19 protein-coding genes and 9 tRNA genes are annotated in these 21380 nt (G+C 59.8%); 21 read left to right on the plus strand and 7 right to left on the minus strand.

What is annotated here, in order from left to right; translation table 11 throughout:
- Positions 1-29 precede the first annotated feature (29 nt).
- The 6 genes from kdsA to hemA form a co-directional block, all read right to left on the minus strand.
- On the minus strand, positions 30-884 hold the full coding sequence (kdsA, locus tag AC1P02_RS21445; protein WP_290023766.1) for a 3-deoxy-8-phosphooctulonate synthase: 855 nt from the start codon (positions 882-884) through the stop codon (positions 30-32).
- Positions 885-1039: 155 nt separating this feature from the next.
- A complete protein-coding gene (locus tag AC1P02_RS21450; protein ID WP_021140058.1) occupies positions 1040-1840 on the minus strand; it encodes a SirB1 family protein in 801 nt (266 codons plus the stop codon).
- Positions 1841-1851: 11 nt separating this feature from the next.
- A complete protein-coding gene (locus AC1P02_RS21455; RefSeq protein ID WP_059168416.1) occupies positions 1852-2235 on the minus strand; it encodes a SirB2 family protein in 384 nt (127 codons plus the stop codon).
- A 44-nt stretch (positions 2236-2279) separates the two neighbouring features.
- Complete coding sequence (prmC, locus tag AC1P02_RS21460) at positions 2280-3149, minus strand: peptide chain release factor N(5)-glutamine methyltransferase (RefSeq protein ID WP_485185501.1); 870 nt, start codon at positions 3147-3149, stop codon at positions 2280-2282.
- Between the two features lie 49 nt (positions 3150-3198).
- The gene (gene prfA, locus AC1P02_RS21465; RefSeq protein ID WP_005317010.1) at positions 3199-4287 is read right to left on the minus strand and encodes a peptide chain release factor 1; all 1089 of its coding nucleotides are present in this window, start codon (positions 4285-4287) and stop codon (positions 3199-3201) included.
- A gap of 53 nt (positions 4288-4340) precedes the next feature.
- Complete coding sequence (gene hemA / locus AC1P02_RS21470) at positions 4341-5597, minus strand: glutamyl-tRNA reductase (protein ID WP_005317012.1); 1257 nt, start codon at positions 5595-5597, stop codon at positions 4341-4343.
- Positions 5598-5717: 120 nt separating this feature from the next.
- Here hemA and lolB point away from each other — a divergent pair, with 120 nt between their 5' ends.
- The 15 genes from lolB to AC1P02_RS21545 all read left to right on the plus strand — a co-directional run bounded on the left by lolB (position 5718) and on the right by AC1P02_RS21545 (position 13889).
- Positions 5718-6302 (plus strand): lipoprotein insertase outer membrane protein LolB, encoded by a 585-nt coding sequence (gene lolB, locus AC1P02_RS21475; protein ID WP_058393840.1) that lies wholly within the window; start codon positions 5718-5720, stop codon positions 6300-6302.
- Between the two features lie 26 nt (positions 6303-6328).
- A complete protein-coding gene (gene ispE, locus AC1P02_RS21480) occupies positions 6329-7198 on the plus strand; it encodes a 4-(cytidine 5'-diphospho)-2-C-methyl-D-erythritol kinase (RefSeq protein WP_485183352.1) in 870 nt (289 codons plus the stop codon).
- Positions 7178-7252: transfer RNA gene (locus tag AC1P02_RS21485), tRNA-Gln, on the plus strand. The genes ispE and AC1P02_RS21485 overlap by 21 nt, the downstream gene beginning before the upstream one ends.
- Before the next feature lie 310 nt (positions 7253-7562).
- Entirely contained in the window at positions 7563-8510 is a 948-nt protein-coding gene (locus AC1P02_RS21490; protein ID WP_005317019.1) for a ribose-phosphate pyrophosphokinase, read from the plus strand.
- 101 nt (positions 8511-8611) lie between these two features.
- Entirely contained in the window at positions 8612-10600 is a 1989-nt protein-coding gene (locus AC1P02_RS21495; protein WP_485183355.1) for a bifunctional metallophosphatase/5'-nucleotidase, read from the plus strand.
- Positions 10601-10796: 196 nt separating this feature from the next.
- Positions 10797-11393 carry an aminoacyl-tRNA hydrolase gene (pth, locus tag AC1P02_RS21500; protein WP_485183357.1) on the plus strand — a complete coding sequence of 199 codons (597 nt, stop codon included), beginning with the start codon at positions 10797-10799 and terminating at the stop codon, positions 11391-11393.
- 171 nt (positions 11394-11564) lie between these two features.
- Positions 11565-12656 (plus strand): redox-regulated ATPase YchF, encoded by a 1092-nt coding sequence (gene ychF / locus AC1P02_RS21505; protein WP_017412588.1) that lies wholly within the window; start codon positions 11565-11567, stop codon positions 12654-12656.
- A 235-nt stretch (positions 12657-12891) separates the two neighbouring features.
- Positions 12892-12968: transfer RNA gene (locus AC1P02_RS21510), tRNA-Met, on the plus strand.
- Between the two features lie 13 nt (positions 12969-12981).
- Positions 12982-13056: transfer RNA gene (locus AC1P02_RS21515), tRNA-Gln, on the plus strand.
- A gap of 40 nt (positions 13057-13096) precedes the next feature.
- A tRNA-Gln gene (locus AC1P02_RS21520) sits at positions 13097-13171 on the plus strand.
- Between the two features lie 40 nt (positions 13172-13211).
- Positions 13212-13286 (plus strand) — tRNA-Gln (locus AC1P02_RS21525).
- A gap of 134 nt (positions 13287-13420) precedes the next feature.
- A tRNA-Met gene (locus AC1P02_RS21530) sits at positions 13421-13497 on the plus strand.
- Between the two features lie 13 nt (positions 13498-13510).
- Positions 13511-13585 (plus strand) — tRNA-Gln (locus tag AC1P02_RS21535).
- 134 nt (positions 13586-13719) lie between these two features.
- Positions 13720-13796 (plus strand) — tRNA-Met (locus AC1P02_RS21540).
- Between the two features lie 8 nt (positions 13797-13804).
- Positions 13805-13889: transfer RNA gene (locus AC1P02_RS21545), tRNA-Leu, on the plus strand.
- A 193-nt stretch (positions 13890-14082) separates the two neighbouring features.
- On the opposite strand, the gene AC1P02_RS21550 is transcribed toward AC1P02_RS21545, so the two are convergent.
- The gene (locus tag AC1P02_RS21550; RefSeq protein ID WP_485183359.1) at positions 14083-15915 is read right to left on the minus strand and encodes an SLC13 family permease; all 1833 of its coding nucleotides are present in this window, start codon (positions 15913-15915) and stop codon (positions 14083-14085) included.
- 295 nt (positions 15916-16210) lie between these two features.
- On the opposite strand from AC1P02_RS21550, the gene pnuC reads away from it, so the two are divergent.
- The 6 genes from pnuC to AC1P02_RS21580 all read left to right on the plus strand — a co-directional run bounded on the left by pnuC (position 16211) and on the right by AC1P02_RS21580 (position 21083).
- Positions 16211-16933 carry a nicotinamide riboside transporter PnuC gene (pnuC, locus tag AC1P02_RS21555; RefSeq protein ID WP_005317039.1) on the plus strand — a complete coding sequence of 241 codons (723 nt, stop codon included), beginning with the start codon at positions 16211-16213 and terminating at the stop codon, positions 16931-16933.
- On the plus strand, positions 16930-17655 hold the full coding sequence (locus tag AC1P02_RS21560; RefSeq protein ID WP_485183361.1) for a nucleoside phosphorylase: 726 nt from the start codon (positions 16930-16932) through the stop codon (positions 17653-17655). Before pnuC ends, AC1P02_RS21560 begins: the two co-directional genes overlap by 4 nt.
- A gap of 147 nt (positions 17656-17802) precedes the next feature.
- Positions 17803-18474: a Crp/Fnr family transcriptional regulator gene (locus AC1P02_RS21565; RefSeq protein WP_096118597.1), complete on the plus strand. Its 672-nt coding sequence runs from the start codon at positions 17803-17805 to the stop codon at positions 18472-18474.
- A 34-nt stretch (positions 18475-18508) separates the two neighbouring features.
- Positions 18509-18832 carry a N(4)-acetylcytidine aminohydrolase gene (gene yqfB, locus AC1P02_RS21570; RefSeq protein ID WP_087755120.1) on the plus strand — a complete coding sequence of 108 codons (324 nt, stop codon included), beginning with the start codon at positions 18509-18511 and terminating at the stop codon, positions 18830-18832.
- A 78-nt stretch (positions 18833-18910) separates the two neighbouring features.
- Positions 18911-19282, plus strand: a complete 372-nt coding sequence (locus AC1P02_RS21575; protein ID WP_485183363.1) for a DUF1622 domain-containing protein — start codon at positions 18911-18913, stop codon at positions 19280-19282.
- A gap of 193 nt (positions 19283-19475) precedes the next feature.
- Complete coding sequence (locus tag AC1P02_RS21580; protein WP_485183365.1) at positions 19476-21083, plus strand: alpha-glucosidase; 1608 nt, start codon at positions 19476-19478, stop codon at positions 21081-21083.
- Positions 21084-21380 lie beyond the last annotated feature (297 nt).

Genomic DNA, 21380 nt, shown 5'->3' on the forward strand with positions numbered 1-21380 from the left:
ACTTGACATCACGAAACTGGCGCAGTGGATCAGGCGGAGGTATCGAGGGGCTCGAAACCCTTGATGAGATCGTCGATCGCCTTCATCTGCTTGAGGAAGCCTTCCAGCTTCTCCAACGGCAGGGCACTCGGGCCATCGCAACGGGCCACTTTCGGGTCTGGGTGTGACTCGATGAACAGACCGGCAAGGCCGACCGCCATGCCTGCACGGGCCAGTTCGGTCACCTGCTCGCGACGACCACCAGAGGCAGCCCCCAGCGGATCGCGGCACTGCAATGAATGGGTCACGTCGAAGATCACCGGATAGCCACCCGTGCTCTTCTTCATCACGCCCAGACCCAGCATGTCCACCACCAGGTTGTCATAGCCAAAGTTGGCACCGCGCTCGCACAGGATCAGACGGTCGTTGCCGCACTCCTCGAACTTGTCGGTGATGTTCTTCATCTGGCTCGGGCTCAGGAACTGCGGCTTCTTGATGTTGATGACGTTGCCGGTGCGGGCCATGGCCTCCACCAGATCGGTCTGGCGCGCCAGAAAGGCGGGCAGCTGAATGACATCCACTACCTCGGCAACCGGCTTGGCCTGATGCACTTCATGCAGATCGGAAATCACCGGCATGCCGAAGGTCGCCTTGAGCTCCTGGAAGATCTTCATCCCCTCTTCCAGGCCAGGACCCCGGTAGGAGTGGATGGAGGAGCGATTGGCCTTGTCCCAGCTCGCCTTGAACACAAAGGGGATGCCAAGCTTGCTGGTCACTTCCACGTACTTCTCGCACACCGCCATCGCCATGTCGCGGGATTCCAGCACGTTCATTCCACCAAACAGCACGAACGGTTTGTCGTTGGCTACATCGATGTCATTGATCTTGATATTCTTCTGTTCCATCTCAGGCATCCTTAAAGTGAAGAGGCTGGGGGCTTGCATCCAAGTCGGTCCGTTATGCCTGGGCACACCGGCCTTGATATTCTTCTGTTTCAGTTCCCAGGCATCCTTAAAGTGAAGAGGCTGGGGGGGCATGATATTTCAGTTCCCAGGCATCCTTAATGGAGGGGCTTGGGGCTAAGATCCAGCGCGGCCAGTTGTACCTTGAGCACATCGGCCACAGGATCGTCCGGGCATTGTTCAATAAAGTATTCAAAATCGTCGGCGGCGAAACGCGGGCAGTCGAGCTGTTCATAGATGAATCCCCGATCCCGCGTCTCAAGGGGATCGCCCGGCTTCATACGCAGCAGCAGCTCACTGCAACGCAGGGCTTCGGTCATGCGATCTTCCCGCAGCAGAGCACCTTTGCTGACGTTGAGCAGCCGTTCGATGATCTCCCACTGGCCCGAGGGTTGCAGGTGTTCAGGGGTCAGGGTGGCCAGATTGCCAAGGGCACCACGCAGCAACAACTCCATGTGGTGCAGGCTCAACTCGTCACCGGTGAAGGGGTCCACATAGACCTCGCCTTCGCTGCCGGCAAAGCTCACCAGGAAGTGACCGGGGAAGCAGATCCCCTCCACATCCAGCCCGAGCTTGCGGCCCAGCTGTATGATGAGAATGCCGAGGCTAACCGGTATGCCCCGCTTGGTGGCAAGGACCTGGGCGAGATCGGAGTTGGCGGCAGAAAAATAATCCTGCCAGTCACCGTGAAAACCCAGGGTCTGGTAGAACCCCTGCAACAGCTGGCGGCGTACCTCGTCACAACTGCCCTCGGCAATTGCTTCGTCCAGCCAGGCATCGAGACGGGCCAGCTCGGCCTCACCGCGGCCACTGATACCATGGATCTCGTCACTTACCGACAGCGCCAGCTCGGCGATGTCGTGGGCCTCGAAATCGGTCCATTCGTCTACACGTATCATCGTCATCATCCTTAACCGAACAGACTGGCCTGCTTGTATACGGCCAGTTTGGCGATAAAGAAGACCCAACCGATGGCGCCGAGGAAGGCAAACCAGCGGATACCGTTATTGCGAGCCAGTCGCAGTGCCATCATGGCCAAAAACGCCACTACCAGAATGGCGGTCAGCTTCTCACTGAGCCAGGGGGTGCCGTTGTTGAGTGGATTGAGATCCAGCACCATGCACAGCAGCACGCCGGAGAGCACCACCAGCCCGTTCAGCCAGCCGCTCACCTTCATGATTTGGCTGCTGTAGGCACGGCCGGAACCGGTCTGCACCCAGTAAAAACGCAGCATAAACATCAGCACGGCCGAGGCGATCAGCACCAGATGCAGATGTTTTAGAGCAAAATACATAACGTGTCCTTGAACAAAGGCAGGCTCAGGCCCGCCATTCATCATCAATGAGCCAGGCATCCCAGCGTTACCCGCTCGTTATCCCCGTAATCGCGCACGGTTTCCACCCGGCTGAACCCCTGTTGCAGCAGGAGTTGACGCACCGCCTCGCCCTGCTGCCAGCCATGCTCCAGCAAGAGCCAGCCACCAGGACACAGATGAGCAGGCGCACCGGCGACGATGAGGCGGATATCCGCCAGCCCCTGCTCGTCGGCGACCAGGGCTGAACGAGGTTCGAACCGCACATCCCCTTCATTCAGATGAGGGTCGGCACCGTCTATGTAGGGTGGATTGGAAACGATCATCGCAAAGCGTGGGGGCTGACTCAGGAACGGATCGCAAAGCGGCTCAAACCAGCTGCCATCGCGTACAGTGATGGGCAAACCCAGCGCGGCGCTGTTGTCGCGCGCCAGTGCGGCCGCCTCCGGCATCCGATCCACCGCCCATACATCGGCATCGGGTCGCTCTGACTTGAGCGCCAATGCGATGGCCCCCGTGCCAGTGCCCAGATCCAGCAGGGCGCAGGGCACCTGATCCGGCGAGGCTGGCCTGGGGGGCAGCCGTGCCAGTGCCTGTTCGACCAGCACCTCGGTATCGGGACGCGGGATCAGGGTAGCCGGGCTCACCTTGAGCGGCAGCGACCAGAACTCCCGTTCCCCCACCAGATGGGCGATAGGTTCGCCTGCCAGCCGACGAGTGAGCCACCCTTGCAGCCTTTCTTGCTGCGCCGCATCCAGCTCGCGCTCCGGCCAGGTCATCAGATAGCTGCGCCGGCAATCGAGCAGATGGCAGAGCAGCACGTCGGCGTCTGCGCGGGGAGACTCCCCCCCGGCCAGGGTTGCCATTATGTGGGCGCGGGCCTGCTGGATCTGCATCAACGGCACGCCATCGCCGTGACGGCGATATCTGCACAAACGGACTGCATCAGCTGTTTTCCGCCAGGGAGGCGAGCTGATCGGCCTGATACTCCTGGATCATGGGACTGATGATGCAGTCCAGATCCCCCTCCATGATCTCGCCAAGGCGATAGAGGGTGAGGTTGATGCGGTGCTCCGAGAGGCGACCCTGCGGGTAGTTGTAGGTACGGATACGCTCGGAGCGATCGCCGGAACCCACCAGGTTGCGACGGGTGCTCTGTTCAGCCGCGCGGTGGCGCTCATCCTCGGCCGCCTGCAGACGGGCAGACAGCACGGACATCGCCTTGGCGCGGTTCTTGTGCTGGGAGCGCTCATCCTGACACTCAACCACCAGGCCAGTCGGCAGGTGGGTGATGCGGATGGCGGAATCCGTCTTGTTGACGTGCTGACCACCGGCCCCGGAGGCGCGGAAGGTATCTATCTTCAGGTCGTTCGCATTGATCTCGATCTGCTCGGCTTCCGGCACTTCCGGCAGCACGGCGACGGTACAGGCGGAGGTGTGCACCCGGCCCTGGGATTCGGTCTCGGGCACTCGCTGCACCCTGTGGCCACCGGATTCAAACTTGAGGCGACCATAGACGTGCTCGCCATCCACCTTGGCGATCACCTCCTTGTAGCCACCGTGCTCGCCGTCGTTGCAGCTGACGATGGAGATACGCCAGCCCTGACGCTCGGCGTAGCGCGAATACATGCGAAACAGGTCACCGGCAAAAATGGCCGCCTCGTCACCACCGGCACCGGCACGGATCTCCAGGTAACAGTTGTTGTCATCCTTGGGATCCCGGGGCAGCAGCATCACCTGCAGCGCCTGCTCCTGCTCCTCCAGCGTGCTCTTGGCCAGCGGCAACTCCTCCTGCGCCATCTCGCGCAGGTCGGCATCATCCTCTTCCAGCATCAGCTTGGTGGCTTCCAGGTTCTCTTCGGCCTGTCGGAAGCGCTGGAAGGCATGAACGATATCTTCCAGCTGGGCATATTCCCGGGTCAGGGCGCGGTAGCGATCCTGATCCGAGGCCACCCCGGGCTCGCCGAGCATGGCCTGTACTTCTTCGTGGCGCTCGATGAGGCCTTCCAGCTTTCTGATCAGTGACGGATTCATAAATCTTGTTTTCTCGATGGAGGAAGGGGCCGCCAGCTGGCCACCCCGAACAATTACTCTTGTGGCAATCCCAGCACCTGGCGCAGGCGGGACAACTGATGGTGATCCCCCTGGGCCGCCGCCTGGCGCAAGGCCTGGGTCGGTGCGTGGATCAACTTGTTGGTGAGGCGGTGTGCCATGGCCTTGAGGGCCTGTTCGGCATTCTCGCCCTGTTGCAGGGACAGCAAGGCGCGCTGCAACTCCTCATCGGCCACCTGCTGGGCCTGATGACGATAATCGCGGATGAGATCCACCGAATGCTGACTGCGATACCAGCCCATGAACTCATCGCGCTCTTCCAGCACGATAATCTCCGCCTCGGCGGCGGCCCTTTTACGGGTCTCCAGGTTCTGCTCTATGATGCCCTGCAGGTCATCAACCGTGTAGAGATAGGCATCGGAGAGCTCGTCCACCTCGGCCTCGATATCCCGCGGTACGGCGATATCCACCAGAAACATGGGCTTGAAGCGACGGGCCTTGAGGGCGCGCTCCACCATGCCCTTGCCGATGATGGGCAAGGGGCTGGCGGTGGAGCTGATGACAATGTCAGCCTCGTGCAGGTAATCCGGGATCTCTTCGAGCGTCATCACCTGGGCACCGAACTCTTCGGCCAGCAGTTGGGCCCGCTGCAGGGTGCGATTCGCCACCATCATGCGGGTGACGTTCTGCTCACGCAGATGGCGGGCCACCAGTTCTATGGTCTCGCCGGCACCGACCAGCAGCACCTTGGTCTGGGAGAGATCGGAGAAGATGCGTCGCCCCAGACTGACGGCGGCAAAAGCCACCGAGACGGCGCTGGCGCCAATCTCGGTATCGGTGCGCACGCGCTTGGCCACGGAGAAGGACTTCTGGAACAGGCGCTCCAGCGAGCCTTTCACCGCTTCGGACTGCTGGGCATGGGCATAGGATTGCTTGATCTGCCCCAGGATCTGCGGCTCACCCAGCACCAGAGAGTCGAGGCCGCAGGCCACCCGCATCAGGTGACGCACTGCCTCTTCGTCCTGATGCTGGTAAATGGCGGATACCACTTCGGCCGCATCCAGGCCGTGGAAACGTTGCAGCCAGTGCAGCACCTGCTCTCCCTGCCCCTTTTCCAGGCTGCAGTAAAGCTCGGTGCGGTTGCAGGTCGAGACGATCACCGCCTCGCTTACGCCGGGTTGGGTGACCAGCTCACGCAAGGCGCGATCGATGCAGTCCGGGCCGAACGCGACCCGCTCCCGCAAGGCGACACTGGCGGTGTTGTGGTTGATTCCGAGGGCAAGCAAACTCATGAGTGGGCGACGATCATTTCATACACTGGGTGCAAAGGCTGCCAATTGTACGAGAAAGGGTAAGTCTTTAAAAGCAATACGGCCGCCCCGTATACTGTGGCAAATTCCCTCATCTGGAGCATGACCTTGTTCTTGCGTATTTTCACCTTTGGCTGCCTGCTGTTGCTGGCCGGCTGTACCACCACCCAGCCCCAGCGGGATCAGGTCAACTGGCAGAAAGAGCGGACTCGTCTCGAGCAGCTCAGCCACTGGCAGCTGTCTGGCAAGATGGCCATCATCACAGCCCAGCAGAAGGGCAGCGCCCGGGTCAACTGGCAGCAAAATGGCGACGACTATCGCCTCAACCTAACCAGCCTGATCGGTACCCACATTCTGGAGCTCTCCCGCAGCAAGGGCGAGATCACCCTGATCGACAACGAGGGCAACCCACACCAAAGCCAGGATGCCGAGGCGCTCATCTATCAGCTCACTGGCTGGAACATTCCGGTGCAGGGGCTGCCGGAGTGGATCAAGGGACTGCCGGGCAAGGCCGAATTCGAGCTCAATCCCGACAGCAGCCTGGCCAGTGTGCGTGACGGCCAGTGGCAGATTGTCTATGGCGACTACCGGGATCAGGACGGCTATCGCCTGCCCCACCTGCTGACCATGACGGGCCAGGGCAGTCGCCTCAAGTTGCAGATCAACCAATGGACGCTTGCACGCTGATGGCTGCGACTGACAAGGAGCCAAGAATGGCCACCATTCGCTGGCCGGCACCGGCCAAACTCAACCTCTTCCTGCATGTCAATGGCCGTCGTCCGGACGGCTATCACGAGCTGCAGACCCTGTTTATTTTCCTCAGTCACGGCGACTGGCTCGAATTCGAGCCGCTGCCGGACACGGACCAGCTCACCTTGAGCCCGGCCATTCCCGGCGTGCCCGATGAGCAGAACCTCATCATCCGCGCCGCCCGCCTGCTACAGGCGCGGTTGCCCAGCCCGCAGGGGGCCCATATCCGGCTGGAGAAGCTGCTACCCATGGGCGGAGGTATCGGCGGTGGATCCTCGGATGCAGCCACCACGCTCGTGGCGCTCAATTATCTCTGGCAGGCAGGCTTGAGCGAAGATGAGCTGGCACAGCTTGGCGTTCAGCTGGGGGCCGATGTGCCGGTGTTTGTGCGCGGACGTGCCGCCTTTGCAGAAGGGGTGGGCGAGCGGCTGCAACCGGTCGAATTGCCAGGTGCCTGGTATCTGGTGCTCAAGCCCGATTGCCACGTGGCAACGGCCGCCGTATTCCAGGATCCGGACCTGCCCAGAGCGACCCCGAAAATGGCATTTCACAACTTGCTGGAGGGGGAGTGGAAAAACGATTGCGAATTGCTGGTGAAAAAGCGCCACCCCGAGGTTGCCAATGCGCTCGGCTGGTTGCTAGAATACGCGCCGTCAAGAATGACGGGCACAGGAGCCTGCGTCTTTGCTCAATTTGAAGACGAAAAGGCTGCTCGGGAAGTGTTGGCAAAGGTGCCGAAAAGATGGGATGGGTTTGTCGCCAAGGGCGAGAACATATCACCACTATTCGTGACATTGCAACAAATCAGTGATTGGGGTATCGCCAAGCGGTAAGGCAGCGGGTTTTGATCTCGCCATTCCTAGGTTCGAATCCTAGTACCCCAGCCATTCTCTTGGTGATTGATACGGGTGCATCGATTGACTGGCCGTAGCGAAACTTGAAAGAGCGCAATCTCGTCAAGCTGGTCTGCCGCCAACAGGGTGCCCCGGGTTAATCGCGAAGAGGTCATCGGCCTCGTTGATGACGGGCTGTCCAAACGCGACAGCCATCCGATTTGAAACATGTAACGATATGCACCTAGCCTGAAAGCGGCCTATAGTGGCCTGACCCGTCAACTTGATAAATCGTTTGCCCCAAAACGATACGGGTCTGAATCAGACTCCCCACATACTGGATGCAACCCCGAGGTTTCAAACCGTGCCTGACATGAAGCTGTTTGCTGGTAACGCAACGCCGGAACTAGCCCAGAAGATCGCAGATCGCCTGTTTATCAAACTCGGCAATGCTGCCGTAGGTCGCTTTAGCGACGGCGAGATCAGCGTACAGATCAATGAGAATGTACGTGGTGGCGATATCTTCATCATTCAATCCACCTGTGCCCCGACCAACGACAATTTGATGGAATTGATCGTCATGGTGGATGCTCTGCGTCGTGCTTCAGCTGGCCGTATCACTGCCGTTATCCCCTACTTTGGTTATGCCCGTCAGGACCGCCGCGTCCGCTCCGCCCGAGTTCCCATCACCGCCAAGGTTGTCGCCGACTTCCTCTCCAGCGTGGGTGTGGACCGTGTGCTGACCGTTGACCTGCATGCCGAGCAGATCCAGGGCTTCTTCGACGTCCCGGTCGACAACGTGTTCGGCAGCCCTGTGCTGCTGGAAGACATGAAGTCCAAAAACCTCGAATCCCCTGTCGTCGTATCGCCGGACATCGGTGGTGTGGTGCGCGCTCGTGCCATCGCCAAGCTGCTGGACGATACCGACATCGCCATCATCGACAAGCGTCGTCCCCGCCCGAACGTCTCCCAGGTCATGCACCTGATCGGTGACGTCGCCGGCCGCGACTGCATTATCGTCGATGACATGATCGACACCGGCGGCACTCTGTGCAAAGCCGCAGAAGCCCTGAAAGAGCGCGGCGCCAAGCGTGTATTCGCCTACGCCACTCACCCGGTCTTCTCCGGTTCTGCCGTGGAAAACATCAAGAACTCAGTGATCGACGAGCTGATCATCACCGACTCCATCCCGCTCACAGCCGAGATGAAGGCGGTGGACAAGGTCAAGCAGCTGACTCTGTCAACCGTGCTGGCCGAAGCCATTCGTCGTATCAGCAACGAAGAGTCCATCTCTGCCATGTTTGAGCATTGATAGACACTGTTGTGACAAAAACCGCCAGCTGGCGGTTTTTGTCTTTCTAGCCCTGTCACACCCGGTATTGCCCTGCCCCACCGCAGGTTAAGGATTGATCCATGAATCGCTTGCGCCCGCTGCTGCTCCTTGCCTGCTGCAGCTTCCTGTTCGCCTGTCAGCCCGGCAAAGAAAACCAGCCCTTCGCCCTGACTCTGGCGCACATGAACGACACTCACTCCCAGTTTGACCCGGTCAACGCCGAGCTGAAGGGACCCATCTTTGGCAAGCAGGGGGAAACCGACACCCTCTACACCCGTTTTGGCGGCTATCCGCGCCTGCTCACCATGGTGAAATCCTATCAGGCCGAGGCGCTCGCCAAGAATCAGCCACTGTTGCTGCTGCACGGCGGCGATGCCTGGCAGGGCAGCGGCTACTTCAAACTCAACGAGGGGATGGCCAACGCCGAGCTGCTGAGCCAGTTCGGTCTCGATGCCATGGCGCTGGGCAACCACGAGTTCGATCTCGACAACCAGAAGCTGGCCCGCTTCATCGAGGGGGTCAACTTCCCTCTGCTGGCCGCCAACCTGGACACCCGTGACGATCCGGCGCTGCGCCACGCGACCAACCTCAAGCCGTTCGTGGTCTATGCCTTCGATGGCAACCAGAAGAGTCCGGTTACCGATCTCAACAAGCTGCCCCAGAGCAAGCAACTGGTGGCCGTGATGGGACTGGTGCTGGAGGACATGGCCAATATCTCCCCCAACGTCGGCAAACTGCGTTTTGGCAAGGAGGTCGAATCGGCCCAGAGCACAGTGGACATGCTGCGCAAGAAGGGGATCCATCACGTCATCGCCCTGACCCACATCGGCAATGAGCGAGATCTGGCGCTGGCGTCCAGGGTGAATGGCATCGATGCCATCGTCGGCGGCCACTCCCACAGCCTGCTCGGCGATTTTACCAACATAGGTTGGGGCAAGACCGGCGAATACGCCCAGCTGGTGACCAATCCGGACGGCGTTGGCCTGACCTGCGTGGTGCAGGCTGGCTCCTACGCCCAGGCCATCGGCCTGGCCCGGGTCAGCTTCGACGGCCAGGGCAGGGTCATTGGTTGCAAGGGTCAAAACAAGCTGCTGGCCAGCCGCGACTTCTTCGCCGACCCTGCCCACCAGCAGGCGCTGGACAAGGCGAGTGGCAAACAGGCAAGCAAGTTTGTCGATGCCCAACCCAACCTGGTGACTGTGGATGAAGACCCGCGCCTGCGCGGCATCATCGACAGTCACTACAAGCCCGCACTGGAGCAGGCCTTTGGCCCCGTTATCGCCACTGTACCGGCACCGCTGCAAAATGCCCGCCGCCCCGGTGACAATGGCAGCGACAGCCACGGCTCAGACGTCGCCCCCCTGGTGGCCGAAGGCCAATACCACTGGGCCAACACCCAGGCGGTGCAGGCCCTGACCGGTGGCCCGGTTCACTTTGCGTTGCTGGCAGTGGGCGGCGTGCGCGCCGATCTTCCCGCAGGAGAACTGCGCGAAGGGGATGCGGCGCTCACCCTGCTGCCATTCAAAAACCAGTTATCCGTGTTGACCCTGAGCGGCGCGGACGTGCGCGCCCTGCTGACCGAGACCATCACGGCCACCCTGCCTGCCAGCGCCCATGCCGGCAAGTTCCCCTACGGCGGTCACCTGCGCTACACCTTCACCGAAACCGAAGCGGGCAAGCGTGGCGACCTGACCCAGCTGCAATGGCAGACGACCGAAGGACAGTGGCAGGACTTGGTCGACAACCAGCGCTATCGAGTGGTGATGAACGCCTACAGCGCCAACGGCAACGATGGTTGGCAGGCGCTGGCTCGCGCCCAGGCCCTGCGGGCCGAGCGACTGGATCTCGCCTGGGTGGATGGCAAGCTGACCGGTTTCCCCGTCGAGAAAGTGGAGCAGAACGGCGATCAGTTGAACGCCCGTTATGCCCGAGGTCAAACGCTCGATTGCCAGGCCAGGGCCGTCAATTGCGGTACGGATGCGGCTTCCTTCGTGCAATACGTGCGAGAGCAGCAGCCTACTCTGACGGCACTGAGTGAACCGACCGTCACGCTACTGCGGGCCGAATAAGGCTCCCCCCGGGTAAGACTGACCAGAACGGGCCTCGAGAAGAGGCCCGTTTTGCGGCCATTCGCGACCCGAACCAGGGTTATTCCCTCACGGTTGCCGAGCTTTGGTTGAGTGATCGCCAGTCGGCGGCTAGAATATCGCGTCCCATTGCCTTGGGCGGTCTGCCCATTGCAAGTAGCGAGTGAAGACATCAAGCGTGACAAACCAAATCAAACTGATCGTGGGTCTGGGCAATCCCGGCCCTGAATACGCCAAGACCCGCCACAACGCGGGCGCCTGGTATGTGGAGCAACTGGCTCGCTGGTACAATGTCAGCCTGCGCGAAGAACCCAAGTTCTTCGGCCACACGGCCCGCATTCAGGTGGAAGGGCAGGATGTGCGTCTGCTCATCCCGAACACCTACATGAATCTCTCCGGCAAGGCAGTGGCCGCACTGGCCCGTTTCTACCAGATAGAGCCGGAAGCCATGCTGGTGGCCCACGATGAACTGGACCTGCCCCCCGGCATCGCCAAGTTCAAGCAGGGCGGCGGCCACGGCGGTCACAACGGTCTGAAAGACATCATTGCCAGGATGGGCAATAACAATAATTTCTTCCGGCTGCGTCTCGGGATTGGCCACCCTGGCGCCAAGGAGCTGGTGGCCGGGTTCGTGCTGACCAAGGCCCCGAGCAGCGAACAGAACCTGATCGACGCCGCACTGGATGAATCCTTGCGCGCCACCGACATACTGTTCAAACAAGACATGACCAAGGCCATGAACCGCTTGCACAGCTTCAAGGCCGAGAAAGTCTGAACAGGGTTTGATGGGTGACGTCAGGGGTGAATGTCTACCTGCGCCACCGACAGACTGTTCAAACACGCTATGACCAAGGCCATGAACCGCTTGCACAGCGTCAAGGCCGGCAAGTATATAACTGGATGCGCCTGCGTCCCTCACAGCATCTCTCAAGTAAGGTAACAATCCATGGGTTTTAAATGCGGTATCGTGGGCCTGCCCAATGTAGGTAAATCCACCCTGTTCAATGCGCTGACCAAGGCCGGCATCGAAGCCGCCAACTTCCCGTTCTGCACCATTGAGCCGAACACGGGTGTGGTTCCCATGCCGGATCCCCGTCTCGACCAGCTGGCGGCCATCATCAATCCCCAGCGCGTCGTACCGACCACCATGGAATTCGTGGACATCGCTGGTCTGGTTGCCGGTGCCTCCAAAGGCGAAGGTCTGGGTAACCAGTTCCTGGCCAATATCCGTGAAACCGAAGCCATCGGCCACGTGGTACGCTGCTTCGATGACGACAACATAGTTCACGTTGCCGGCAAGGTTTCCCCGGCCGACGATATCGAAGTGATCAACACAGAGTTGGCCCTGTCGGATCTGGACGCCTGCGAGCGTGCCATTCATCGCCAGTCCAAGCGAGCCAAAGGCGGTGACAAGGATGCCAAGCTGGAAGTGGAAACCCTGGAGAAGATCCGGGTCGCACTGGAAAACGGTCAGATGATCCGTGGCATGAAGCTGGACAAGGATGAGCTGGAGGCCGTGAGCCACCTCAATTTCCTGACCCTCAAGCCCACCATGTACATCGCCAACGTGGCAGAAGACGGTTTTGACAACAACCCCTACCTCGACAAGGTGCGTGAAATCGCCGCCGCCGAGAACGCGGTTGTCGTAGTGGTCTGCTGCGCCATCGAATCGGACATCGCCGAGCTCGATGACGAAGACCGCGCCGAATTCATGGCAGATCTTGGCATCGAAGAGCCGGGCCTGAACCGGGTGATCCGCTCCGGTTACGAGCTGCTCAAGCTGCAGACCTACTTCACCGCCGGGGTGAAAGAAGTGCGTGCCTGGACCATACCGGTTGGCGCCACTGCACCGCAGGCGGCGGGCAAGATCCACACCGACTTTGAAAAAGGCTTTATTCGCGCTCAAACCATCGCCTTCGAAGACTTTATCACCTACAAGGGTGAACAAGGCGCCAAGGAAGCGGGCAAGATGCGCGCCGAAGGGAAAGACTACATCGTCAAAGATGGCGATGTACTGAACTTCCTGTTCAACGTCTAATCCCATGAGAGGCCAGCATTTGCTGGCCTCTTTTCTATCTGTACTTGTCAGGTATCTTCCGGCAAATGTCGTAAAAAAAACCAGATTGTTGGGCTTTTGCACGACAGCGACCAATAACTCGCCAAACGCACCCAAATTCGGTTTTTCTGACAAAAAAAGGGTTGACGCCCCAGAGCCAGATACGCATAATTCGGCCCGCACAGTGACGAGGCAACGACTCACTGGAAGCACGGTTGGCTATGTAGCTCAGTTGGTTAGAGCATCGCACTCATAATGCGAGGGTCACAGGTTCGAATCCCGTCATAGCCACCACTATTTCTGAAGTTGGGGTATCGCCAAGCGGTAAGGCAGCGGGTTTTGATCTCGCCATTCCTAGGTTCGAATCCTAGTACCCCAGCCATTTTTAAAGGTGTTTGATAGTCTTTGTCAGGCATCACTGTTGGGGTATCGCCAAGCGGTAAGGCAGCGGGTTTTGATCTCGCCATCCCTAGGTTCGAATCCTAGTACCCCAGCCATTTTTAAAGGTGTTTGATAGTCTTTGTCAGACATCACTGTTGGGGTATCGCCAAGCGGTAAGGCAGCGGGTTTTGATCTCGCCATCCCTAGGTTCGAATCCTAGTACCCCAGCCATTTTTACCCGTCATTGACTTGTCGATGATTTGCTGTGGTAAGCGTGAGAGATTTTGATCTCGTCAACGTGCCTAGGTCCAAACCCTAGTACCCAGCCATTTTTACTTGTATTTGACTCGCGTCGAGCACAAGACGGCTATGTAGCTCAGTTGGTTAGAGCATCGCACTCATAATGCGAGGGTCACAGGTTCGAATCCCGTCATAGCCACCATTAATTTTTCTGTTGGGGTATCGCCAAGCGGTAAGGCAGCGGGTTTTGATCTCGCCATTCCTAGGTTCGAATCCTAGTACCCCAGCCATTTTTACCCGTCATCGACCTGTCGATGATTTGCTGTGGTAAGCGTGAGAGATTTTGGTCTCGTCAACGTGCCTAGGTCCAAATCCTAGTACCCAGCCATTCTTACTTGTATTTGACTCGCGTCGAGCACAAGACGGCTATGTAGCTCAGTTGGTTAGAGCATCGCACTCATAATGCGAGGGTCACAGGTTCGAATCCCGTCATAGCCACCATTAATACTGCGGAAGTGGCGAAATTGGTAGACGCACCAGATTTAGGTTCTGGCGCCGCAAGGTGTGAGAGTTCGAGTCTCTCCTTCCGCACCATTAATACCAGTACCAAACAAACCAGCTCATGCTGGTTTTTTTGTACCTGCTTTTCACCAGGCAGCCTCTTGTCATCCCTTGCCCAACTCACACCACAGCCCTGCTCAACCGCGGTTGCCCCTCCCTGTACTCGCGACAGCCCAATAAAAAGCGACTCGCAAGCCGCTTGTCTCTTTTCCCTGATAACCACAGGTCAGAACGGGAAGAACCAGGGGATTGCGATGACGCTCACCACCATCACCAACAGGGTGAAGGGCACGCCAATGCGCACGAAATCCATGAACTTGTAATTGCCAGGCCCGAGCACCAGAGTATTGACCGGCGACGAGACTGGCGTCATGAAGGCCGCCGAGGCCGCGATGGCAATGGTCATGGCAAATGGATAGGGTGATACGCCCATCTGCTGGGCCGTGCCGAGCGCTATGGGCGCCATCAGTACTGCCGTGGCAGTGTTGGAAATAAACAGCCCAATCAGGGCGCACAGGGCAAACAGGCTGGCCAGCATCACCCTTGGGCCCATCTCCCCCACTGCGGCTATCAGTCCGCCGACAATCAAGTCCACCCCGCCGGTCTTCTGCAGTGCCAGGGCAAAGGGCAGCATGCCAACGATGAGGATCAGGGTTGGCCAGTGGATGGCCTTGTAGGCGCTCTCCATGTCGATGCAGCGAAATTGTCCCATCAGCAGGCAGGCAATCAAGGCCGCTACGACGTTGGGAACAGGGTCGGTCACCATCAATACCACCATGAGCCCGAGGCAGATCAGTGCAGGGATGGCCTGACTGCGGGCTGGCGCCATCTCGTCCACCTCGGCGGGCAGCCCAAGCAGCAGGAAGTCACGGTTGTGGGTGTGCAGCAAGCGGATCAGGCTCCAGTTCCCCACCACCAGCAGACTGTCCCCCATCAGCAGGGGATCGTCCACCAGCTTGCCGATCAGCGCCTCGCCGTTGCGGCGGATCCCGACCACGCTCAGGCCATAGTGGGAGCGAAACGCCACCTCACGAATGCTTTTGCCCAGCAGGCGGGAGCCGGGAATGAGCGACACCTCGGCCATGCCGACCTCCCGCGCCTGATCGGAGAAATACTCACCGCGCAGTATCATGGGTTCGAGCCGAGCCTCGCTGCAAAACTCGCGAATATCCACCTCGGGATCGGACATGTCGATCAGCAGCACATCCCTGGCCTGGAACTCGGTAACGCCGGAGACGGTGACCATTACCCGCCGGAACTTGCGCCAGCGCTCCACCCCTATGACGTTGGCACCGTAACGGGCGCGCAGTTGCAACTCGTCCAGCGTGTGGCCAATCAGGGGGGAATCCGGGCGCAATGCCAGGCGGCGAGCCCGCCCGGTCAGGCGGTAATCACGGATGAGCTCCCGCATGGTACTGCGCCCTGCCGGCTTGCCTTTGCCCTCCTCCCCTTCACACACCAGGGAGCCCCGCATCAGCAGCATGTAGAGGATCCCCATCGCCAGCACTATGACCCCCATGGGAGAGAAGTCGAAGAAGCCGAAACCGGGCATGTCGTGGCGCATCAGCTCACTGTTGACCACCATGTTGGGCGGGGTCGCCACCAGCGTCATCATGCCACTGATGAGGCCGGCAAAGGCGAGTGGCATCATCAGCCTGCCCGCCGGTATCCCCATGCGGTTCGCCACGCTCAGCACCACAGGGATGAAGATGGCCACCACCCCTGTGCTGCTCATAACGGCCCCCAGCAGGGAGACAGCCACCATCAACAGCACCAGCATGCGGATCTCGCTGCTGCCCGCCACCTTCACCAGCATATCCCCCACCTGATAGGCGATGCCGGTACGTACCAACCCCTCCCCCACCACGAACAGGGCAGCGATCAGAATGACGTTGGGATCGCTGAATCCCGCCAGCGCCTCCGGCAGTGTCAGGGTGCCGCTCAGCACAAACAGTATGATGATCAACAGGGCAACCACGTCCATGCGTACCTTGTTGGTCATAAACAGATAGATGGCCCCCACCAGCATGCAGAGGACCCAGATCAGTTCGGCATTCACACTCGCTCCTTTCGTTCATCTCCGCCATTGCACCAGGGTGCAACCACGGACTCCATCAGACCACAGCTTATTCTGCCCCGATTTGTTACATATCAATAAAGGGGAGGAGCATCATCGCATATCCCGCCCCCTACGCGATTCGTAAAAGGGTGCGCCGTCGTCACACTTCTTTGACCCATTCTTTGATGTGGCTCAGGCCGGGGCGGACAAAAGTCCTGCGGCCGACCCCGCGCAGCCCCTAGAATAGGCCCGTTCCGATCACCTCCCTTTTTTCAAATTTTCAAAGGAAACGAAAATGAGCATATTCGAGTGGTTCAGCATCAATCACACCCTGGTGACCATACCGCTGGGCGGCGGTTACGCCATGTCGTGGATTGAAGCCATCGGCACCCTGTTTGGCCTGGCCTGCATCTGGTTTGCCAGTCAGGAGAAGACCATCAACTACCTGTTCGGCCTTATCAACGTCAGTCTGTTTGCCATCATCTTCTTCCAGATCCAGCTCTACGGCCTGCTGATGCTGCAGCTCTTTTTCTTCTGTGCCAACCTCTACGGCTGGTACGCCTGGACTCGCCCCGCCAACGATCAGGGGGACACACTGCAAGTCCGCTGGCTGAGCAAGTCCAAGCTGATGGTGACCGCCGCCCTGAGCGTGCTGGCCATTGCCCTGCTGACCCGCTATATCGACCCTGTGTTCGCCGCGCTGGCGCGCACTTCCGTCTCTCTGCTCAACCTGCTGGGCGCGGGTCTCGCAACCCCTGAGCCCTCCCCCGATGCCTTCCCGTTCTGGGATGCCAGCATGACGGTGCTCTCCGTGGTCGCCCAGATCCTGATGACCCGCAAATACGTGGAGAACTGGATCCTATGGGTGGTCATCAACATCATCAGCATCGGCGTCTATGCCGCCCAAGGTGTCTATGCCATGTCGCTGGAGTACCTGATCCTGCTGTTTATCGCCGCCAACGGTACCCGCCTCTGGATGCTGGCGGCCAAACGCCAACGGCAGGAAGTGATCGCATGAGCCTGCTGCCCCACCTGCAATGCCGCCCGGATCAGATTGCCGAGCGGGTGGTTTTGTGCGGCGACCCGGCCCGGGTTGATCGCATCGCAAACCAGCTGGCGTCGTGTGACGTACTGGGCCAGCACCGGGAGTTTCGCCTGATCAACGGCCGTTATCAGGGACTGCCCATCACAGTCTGCAGCACAGGCATAGGCGGCGCGTCGGCCATCATAGCGCTGGAGGAGCTGGTGCAAGCAGGCGCCCGAGCACTGGTCAGGGTCGGCTCGGCGGGGGCCTTGCAACATGAGATAGCACTGGGAGATCTCATCGTGGTGGAAGGGGCCGTACGCCACGATGGCGCCTCACAAGCCTATCTGCCCCCCGAGTACCCCGCCTGCGCCGACATTCGCCTGCAGGCAGCCCTGCTCGACCACATCGCCGCCAGCGGCCTGCCCCATTGGCACGGTCTGGTGCGATCCCACGACAGCTTCTACCGGGATGACGAGCTGGCGGTGTGCCGCTACTGGCACGAACGCGGCCTGCTGGGGGCCGACATGGAGACCGCCTCCCTGCTCACAGTGGGTCGCCTGCGCAAGGTGCGGGTCGCCGCCGTGCTATGCAACGTGGTGGCATTCGAGCAGAACGTGCAGCAGGGCGTGGGTGACTACGCCAGCGCCGAGCAGGCCATGATGACCGGCGAGCGACTGGCCATCGCCGCCGCGCTCCATGCCCTGGTGCAGTAAGCCAGGCTCATCCTGACCCCTTCAGGGGCTGGCACCGCAGCGGTCCCTGACAAAACGTTAAGCCCGGCACATTCAATGGCACGGGCGCTGGTATCCGGCCCGCGCTCTTGCTAGCCTCATGGCCCTCGTTTCCCCCGCGGGCTTCTCATGCAGCAACAACCCTATCCTCTCGGCCGCTTTCACGCCGAACTCAGCCAGCAAGAACCCGAATTTGCCCGGGCGCTCGAGGAGTGCAGCCTGTTCCTGCGCCGCTACCTGCCGGGCGAACCCATCATGCGGCAGGGGGAGCAGAGCGAGTGCCTCTATCTGGTGGAGACGGGCCGGGTCTCCCTCAACAGCACTGTGCACTCGGGGCGCATCTTTCAGCTCGGCGAAATAGCCTGCCACAACCAGATCTTCGGCGAGATGGAGTTCTTCAGTGCCACCCCGGTGCAGTGGAGCGTGGTGGCCGAGACCGAGCTGGATGCCAGCGTCATCTGTGCGCACAAGCTGGCCCAGCGGCTGCTGGCAGAACCCGGCCTGGTACTCTTCTTCGCCGCGGCCCTGGCCAGTGATTATCTCGATACCCTGGACATCACCACCAGCCGCTTGCTGCATCCCATCGCCTACAACATTGCTTATGAGCTATGGCGCGAGCGCCAGCGCACTCCCATGCTGGGTTCACGCAAGCGGGCTCATGAAGCGGCGCGCTTTGGCACCACTGAGCGGGTCTATCGCCGCGCCCTCAAGGAGCTGGTCGAGCAGGGAATCGTGTGCGAAGGCGCTGATGGCCTCGCCATCGCCGATCTCGCCAAACTGCGCGCCTACCTCAACCTTTAATCTCAATTAACTCTTCACCCCTATCGGAGCATCCATGTCTACCCATACCTATCCCGAGTTCACCTTCTTCAGCCGCTTCGTGACCGATATTCAGGCTGGCCGCAAGACCATCACCATTCGCGACGAGAGCGAAGCCCGGTGGCAACCGGGCCAGCGACTGGCACTCTTTACCAACCCCGAGCACCAGCCGTTCGGCACCATTGAGGTACTGTCGGTCACGTCGGTCGCCTTTGATGCCCTCAACGACGAACACGCCCGCCAGGAGAACATGACCCTGGCGGAGCTAAAACAGGTGATCCGGGATATCTACCCTGAACTCCCGCCACTCTATGTAATTGAATTCAAACTGCTTGCCTGATTGATGACCCGAGTCCGATTTGGCCTTGGCCGAGCAATATGCTAATAGTGTCCACTTTGCATCCTGGAGGAGCCAAACGTGTTTGAGATAGCGAGCCTGAAAGAGGCGATGATGCACGGGGTCGAGCTGTTCCAGCTGCTGCTGGAGATCATCTCCATCGCCTGTGTGGTCATTGGCCTTGGCAAGACCCTCTGGCTGACGGCGCGGGTACGGGATCACCAGCCCGGCTTTCCGCGGATCCGGCTCTGTTTTGGCAGCTGGCTTATTCTGGCGCTGGAGTTCCAGCTCGCCGCCGACATACTGGCCACCACTGTCGCGCCGAGCAGGGAGGAGCTGATCCGTCTCGCCATCATTGCGGTGATCCGCACCTTCCTGAACTACTTCCTCGGCAAGGAGCTGGAGGCACAGGCTGAGCGCCAGCAGGCTGAACAGGTCACGGCCAACCGATAACCCTTTCCCATCACAGCTATTGAAGACGCCGCCATTCCTGCCACACATGTAGCAAGGGAGGGCGGCGCTGTGACCCTCCCCTCATTTTTGACAATCAGTCAATTATGGAACCCTTTTCAGACGTTCCCACGCCCTGCCCTACGCATCTGCAAACACCTAGAATGGGGTCATCTCTCTGTGCCCGGCCTGACCCATGACCCCTCTCGATAACTGTGTGATTTACCAGATCTACCCCATGAGCTTTCAAGACAGCAACGGCGATGGCATGGGGGATATCCCTGGCATTTGCCAGCGCCTCGACTATCTGGCCGAGCTTGGGGTCGACATGCTCTGGCTTACCCCTGTCTATTGCTCCCCCAAACGGGACAACGGCTATGACGTGGCTGATTATCGCCACATAGACCCGGCGTTCGGCACCCTGACCGACATGGAGCAGCTGATTGCGAAGGCTGCCGAACGCGGCATGGGCATCATGATGGACATAGTCGCCAACCATACTTCCACCGAACATGAGTGGTTTGTACGGGCGCTGGCCGGGGACGCCCGCTATCAGGCCTATTACGTTTTTCGGGATAAAGCCTTCGTCGATACCCATCCGGTGCAATCCATCTTCGGCGGCAGCGGCTGGCAATACGTGCCAGCGCTCGACAGCTACTATCTGCACAACTTCGATGTGAGCCAGGCCGATCTCGACTGGGACAACCCGGCGGTGCGCGCCGAGATGGCTGACGTGATCAACTTCTGGCTGGCCAAGGGCATAAAGGGGTTCCGCTTCGATGTGATCGACATGGTGAGCAAGGAGTGGTCGCCCCTTGCCATGAGCAACGGCCCCCGCTTGCACGACTATATCCGCGAGCTCAACGGCACCAGCTTCGGCAACAAGGGGATCATCACGGTCGGGGAAACCTGGGGGGCGGATCTCGCTCATATGCAGCACTATTCGAACCCGAATGGCAGCGAGTTCAGCATGGTGTTCAACTTCGAACACCTGGGGCTGGGGCAGGACAAGTGGTCGTCGCATTTTGCCCCCCTCACCTTCAAGCGGGCCATGGCCCGCCACCAGCAGGGGCTGCACGGCCGGGGCTGGAACAGCCTGTTTCTCGGCAATCACGACCTGCCCCGCGCCGTCTCCCGCTTTGGCGACGACAGGCCCGAGTGGCGCGAGCTGAGTGCCAAACAGTGGGCCCTGGTGCTGCACATGATGCAGGGCACCCCCTTCATCTATCAGGGGGAGGAGCTGGGCATGACCAACCGCCACTGGCAAACCGATGAGTTGCGCGATGTGGAGGCCATCCACTACTGTGCCAGCCAGGTGGAGCTGGCCCCCGCCGAGCTGAGCCGACGCATCGATGCGATTGGCCGCGACAACGCCCGCACCCCGATGCAGTGGGATGCGAGCCCTCACGCAGGCTTTAGCACCCCCCCCCCCTGGATTGCGCTCAACGACAACTACATGGACATCAATGCCGCCGAGCAACTGGCCCGCACCAACTCCCTGTTTCACCACTATCGCCAGCTGATTGCATTGCGCAAGGCCCACCCCGTCATTCGCCACGGCGACTTCGAGCTGCTGGATGGGGATGATCCACAGCGCATCAGCTACCGCCGCCGGTGGCGGGATCCTGCTACCGGTAAGACCCACACCCTGTTGCTGCTCGCCAATCTCACCGCGGGCACCTTGCCCATGCCCCATCTTGACATGGTAGAGAGGGGGGCCACCCTGCTGATGGGCAACTATCCGGACGCGCCCACGACTCACTTTGCTCCCTATCAGGCCACCGTCTGGCTGATGCTGGCATAAGCGGGTGAGTGACAGGCGGCGCTTCGGGGCCGGCACATGGCCTCCCCGCTTGTGTTGGCTCCCAATATCCGTCTCGTTTATCGCCGCCAATACATGACCAGATCCTGGCCCTGTTATTTCCCTGTATGGTTCTCCTCCATGTTGGCCTGCACCATTTATCTTTAATCACTTAAAAACTTCGTATTTTCAGGCGTGTGGCGACCAGCCAGAAATATAAAAACCGATCTCCTTATAGATAATAGAGACACCACAATGCATTGTTTCCAATGAAGTAATAACGAATGGAGGTCTATTGAA

Source organism: Aeromonas sp. TS_SC_11 (assembly GCF_057318915.1).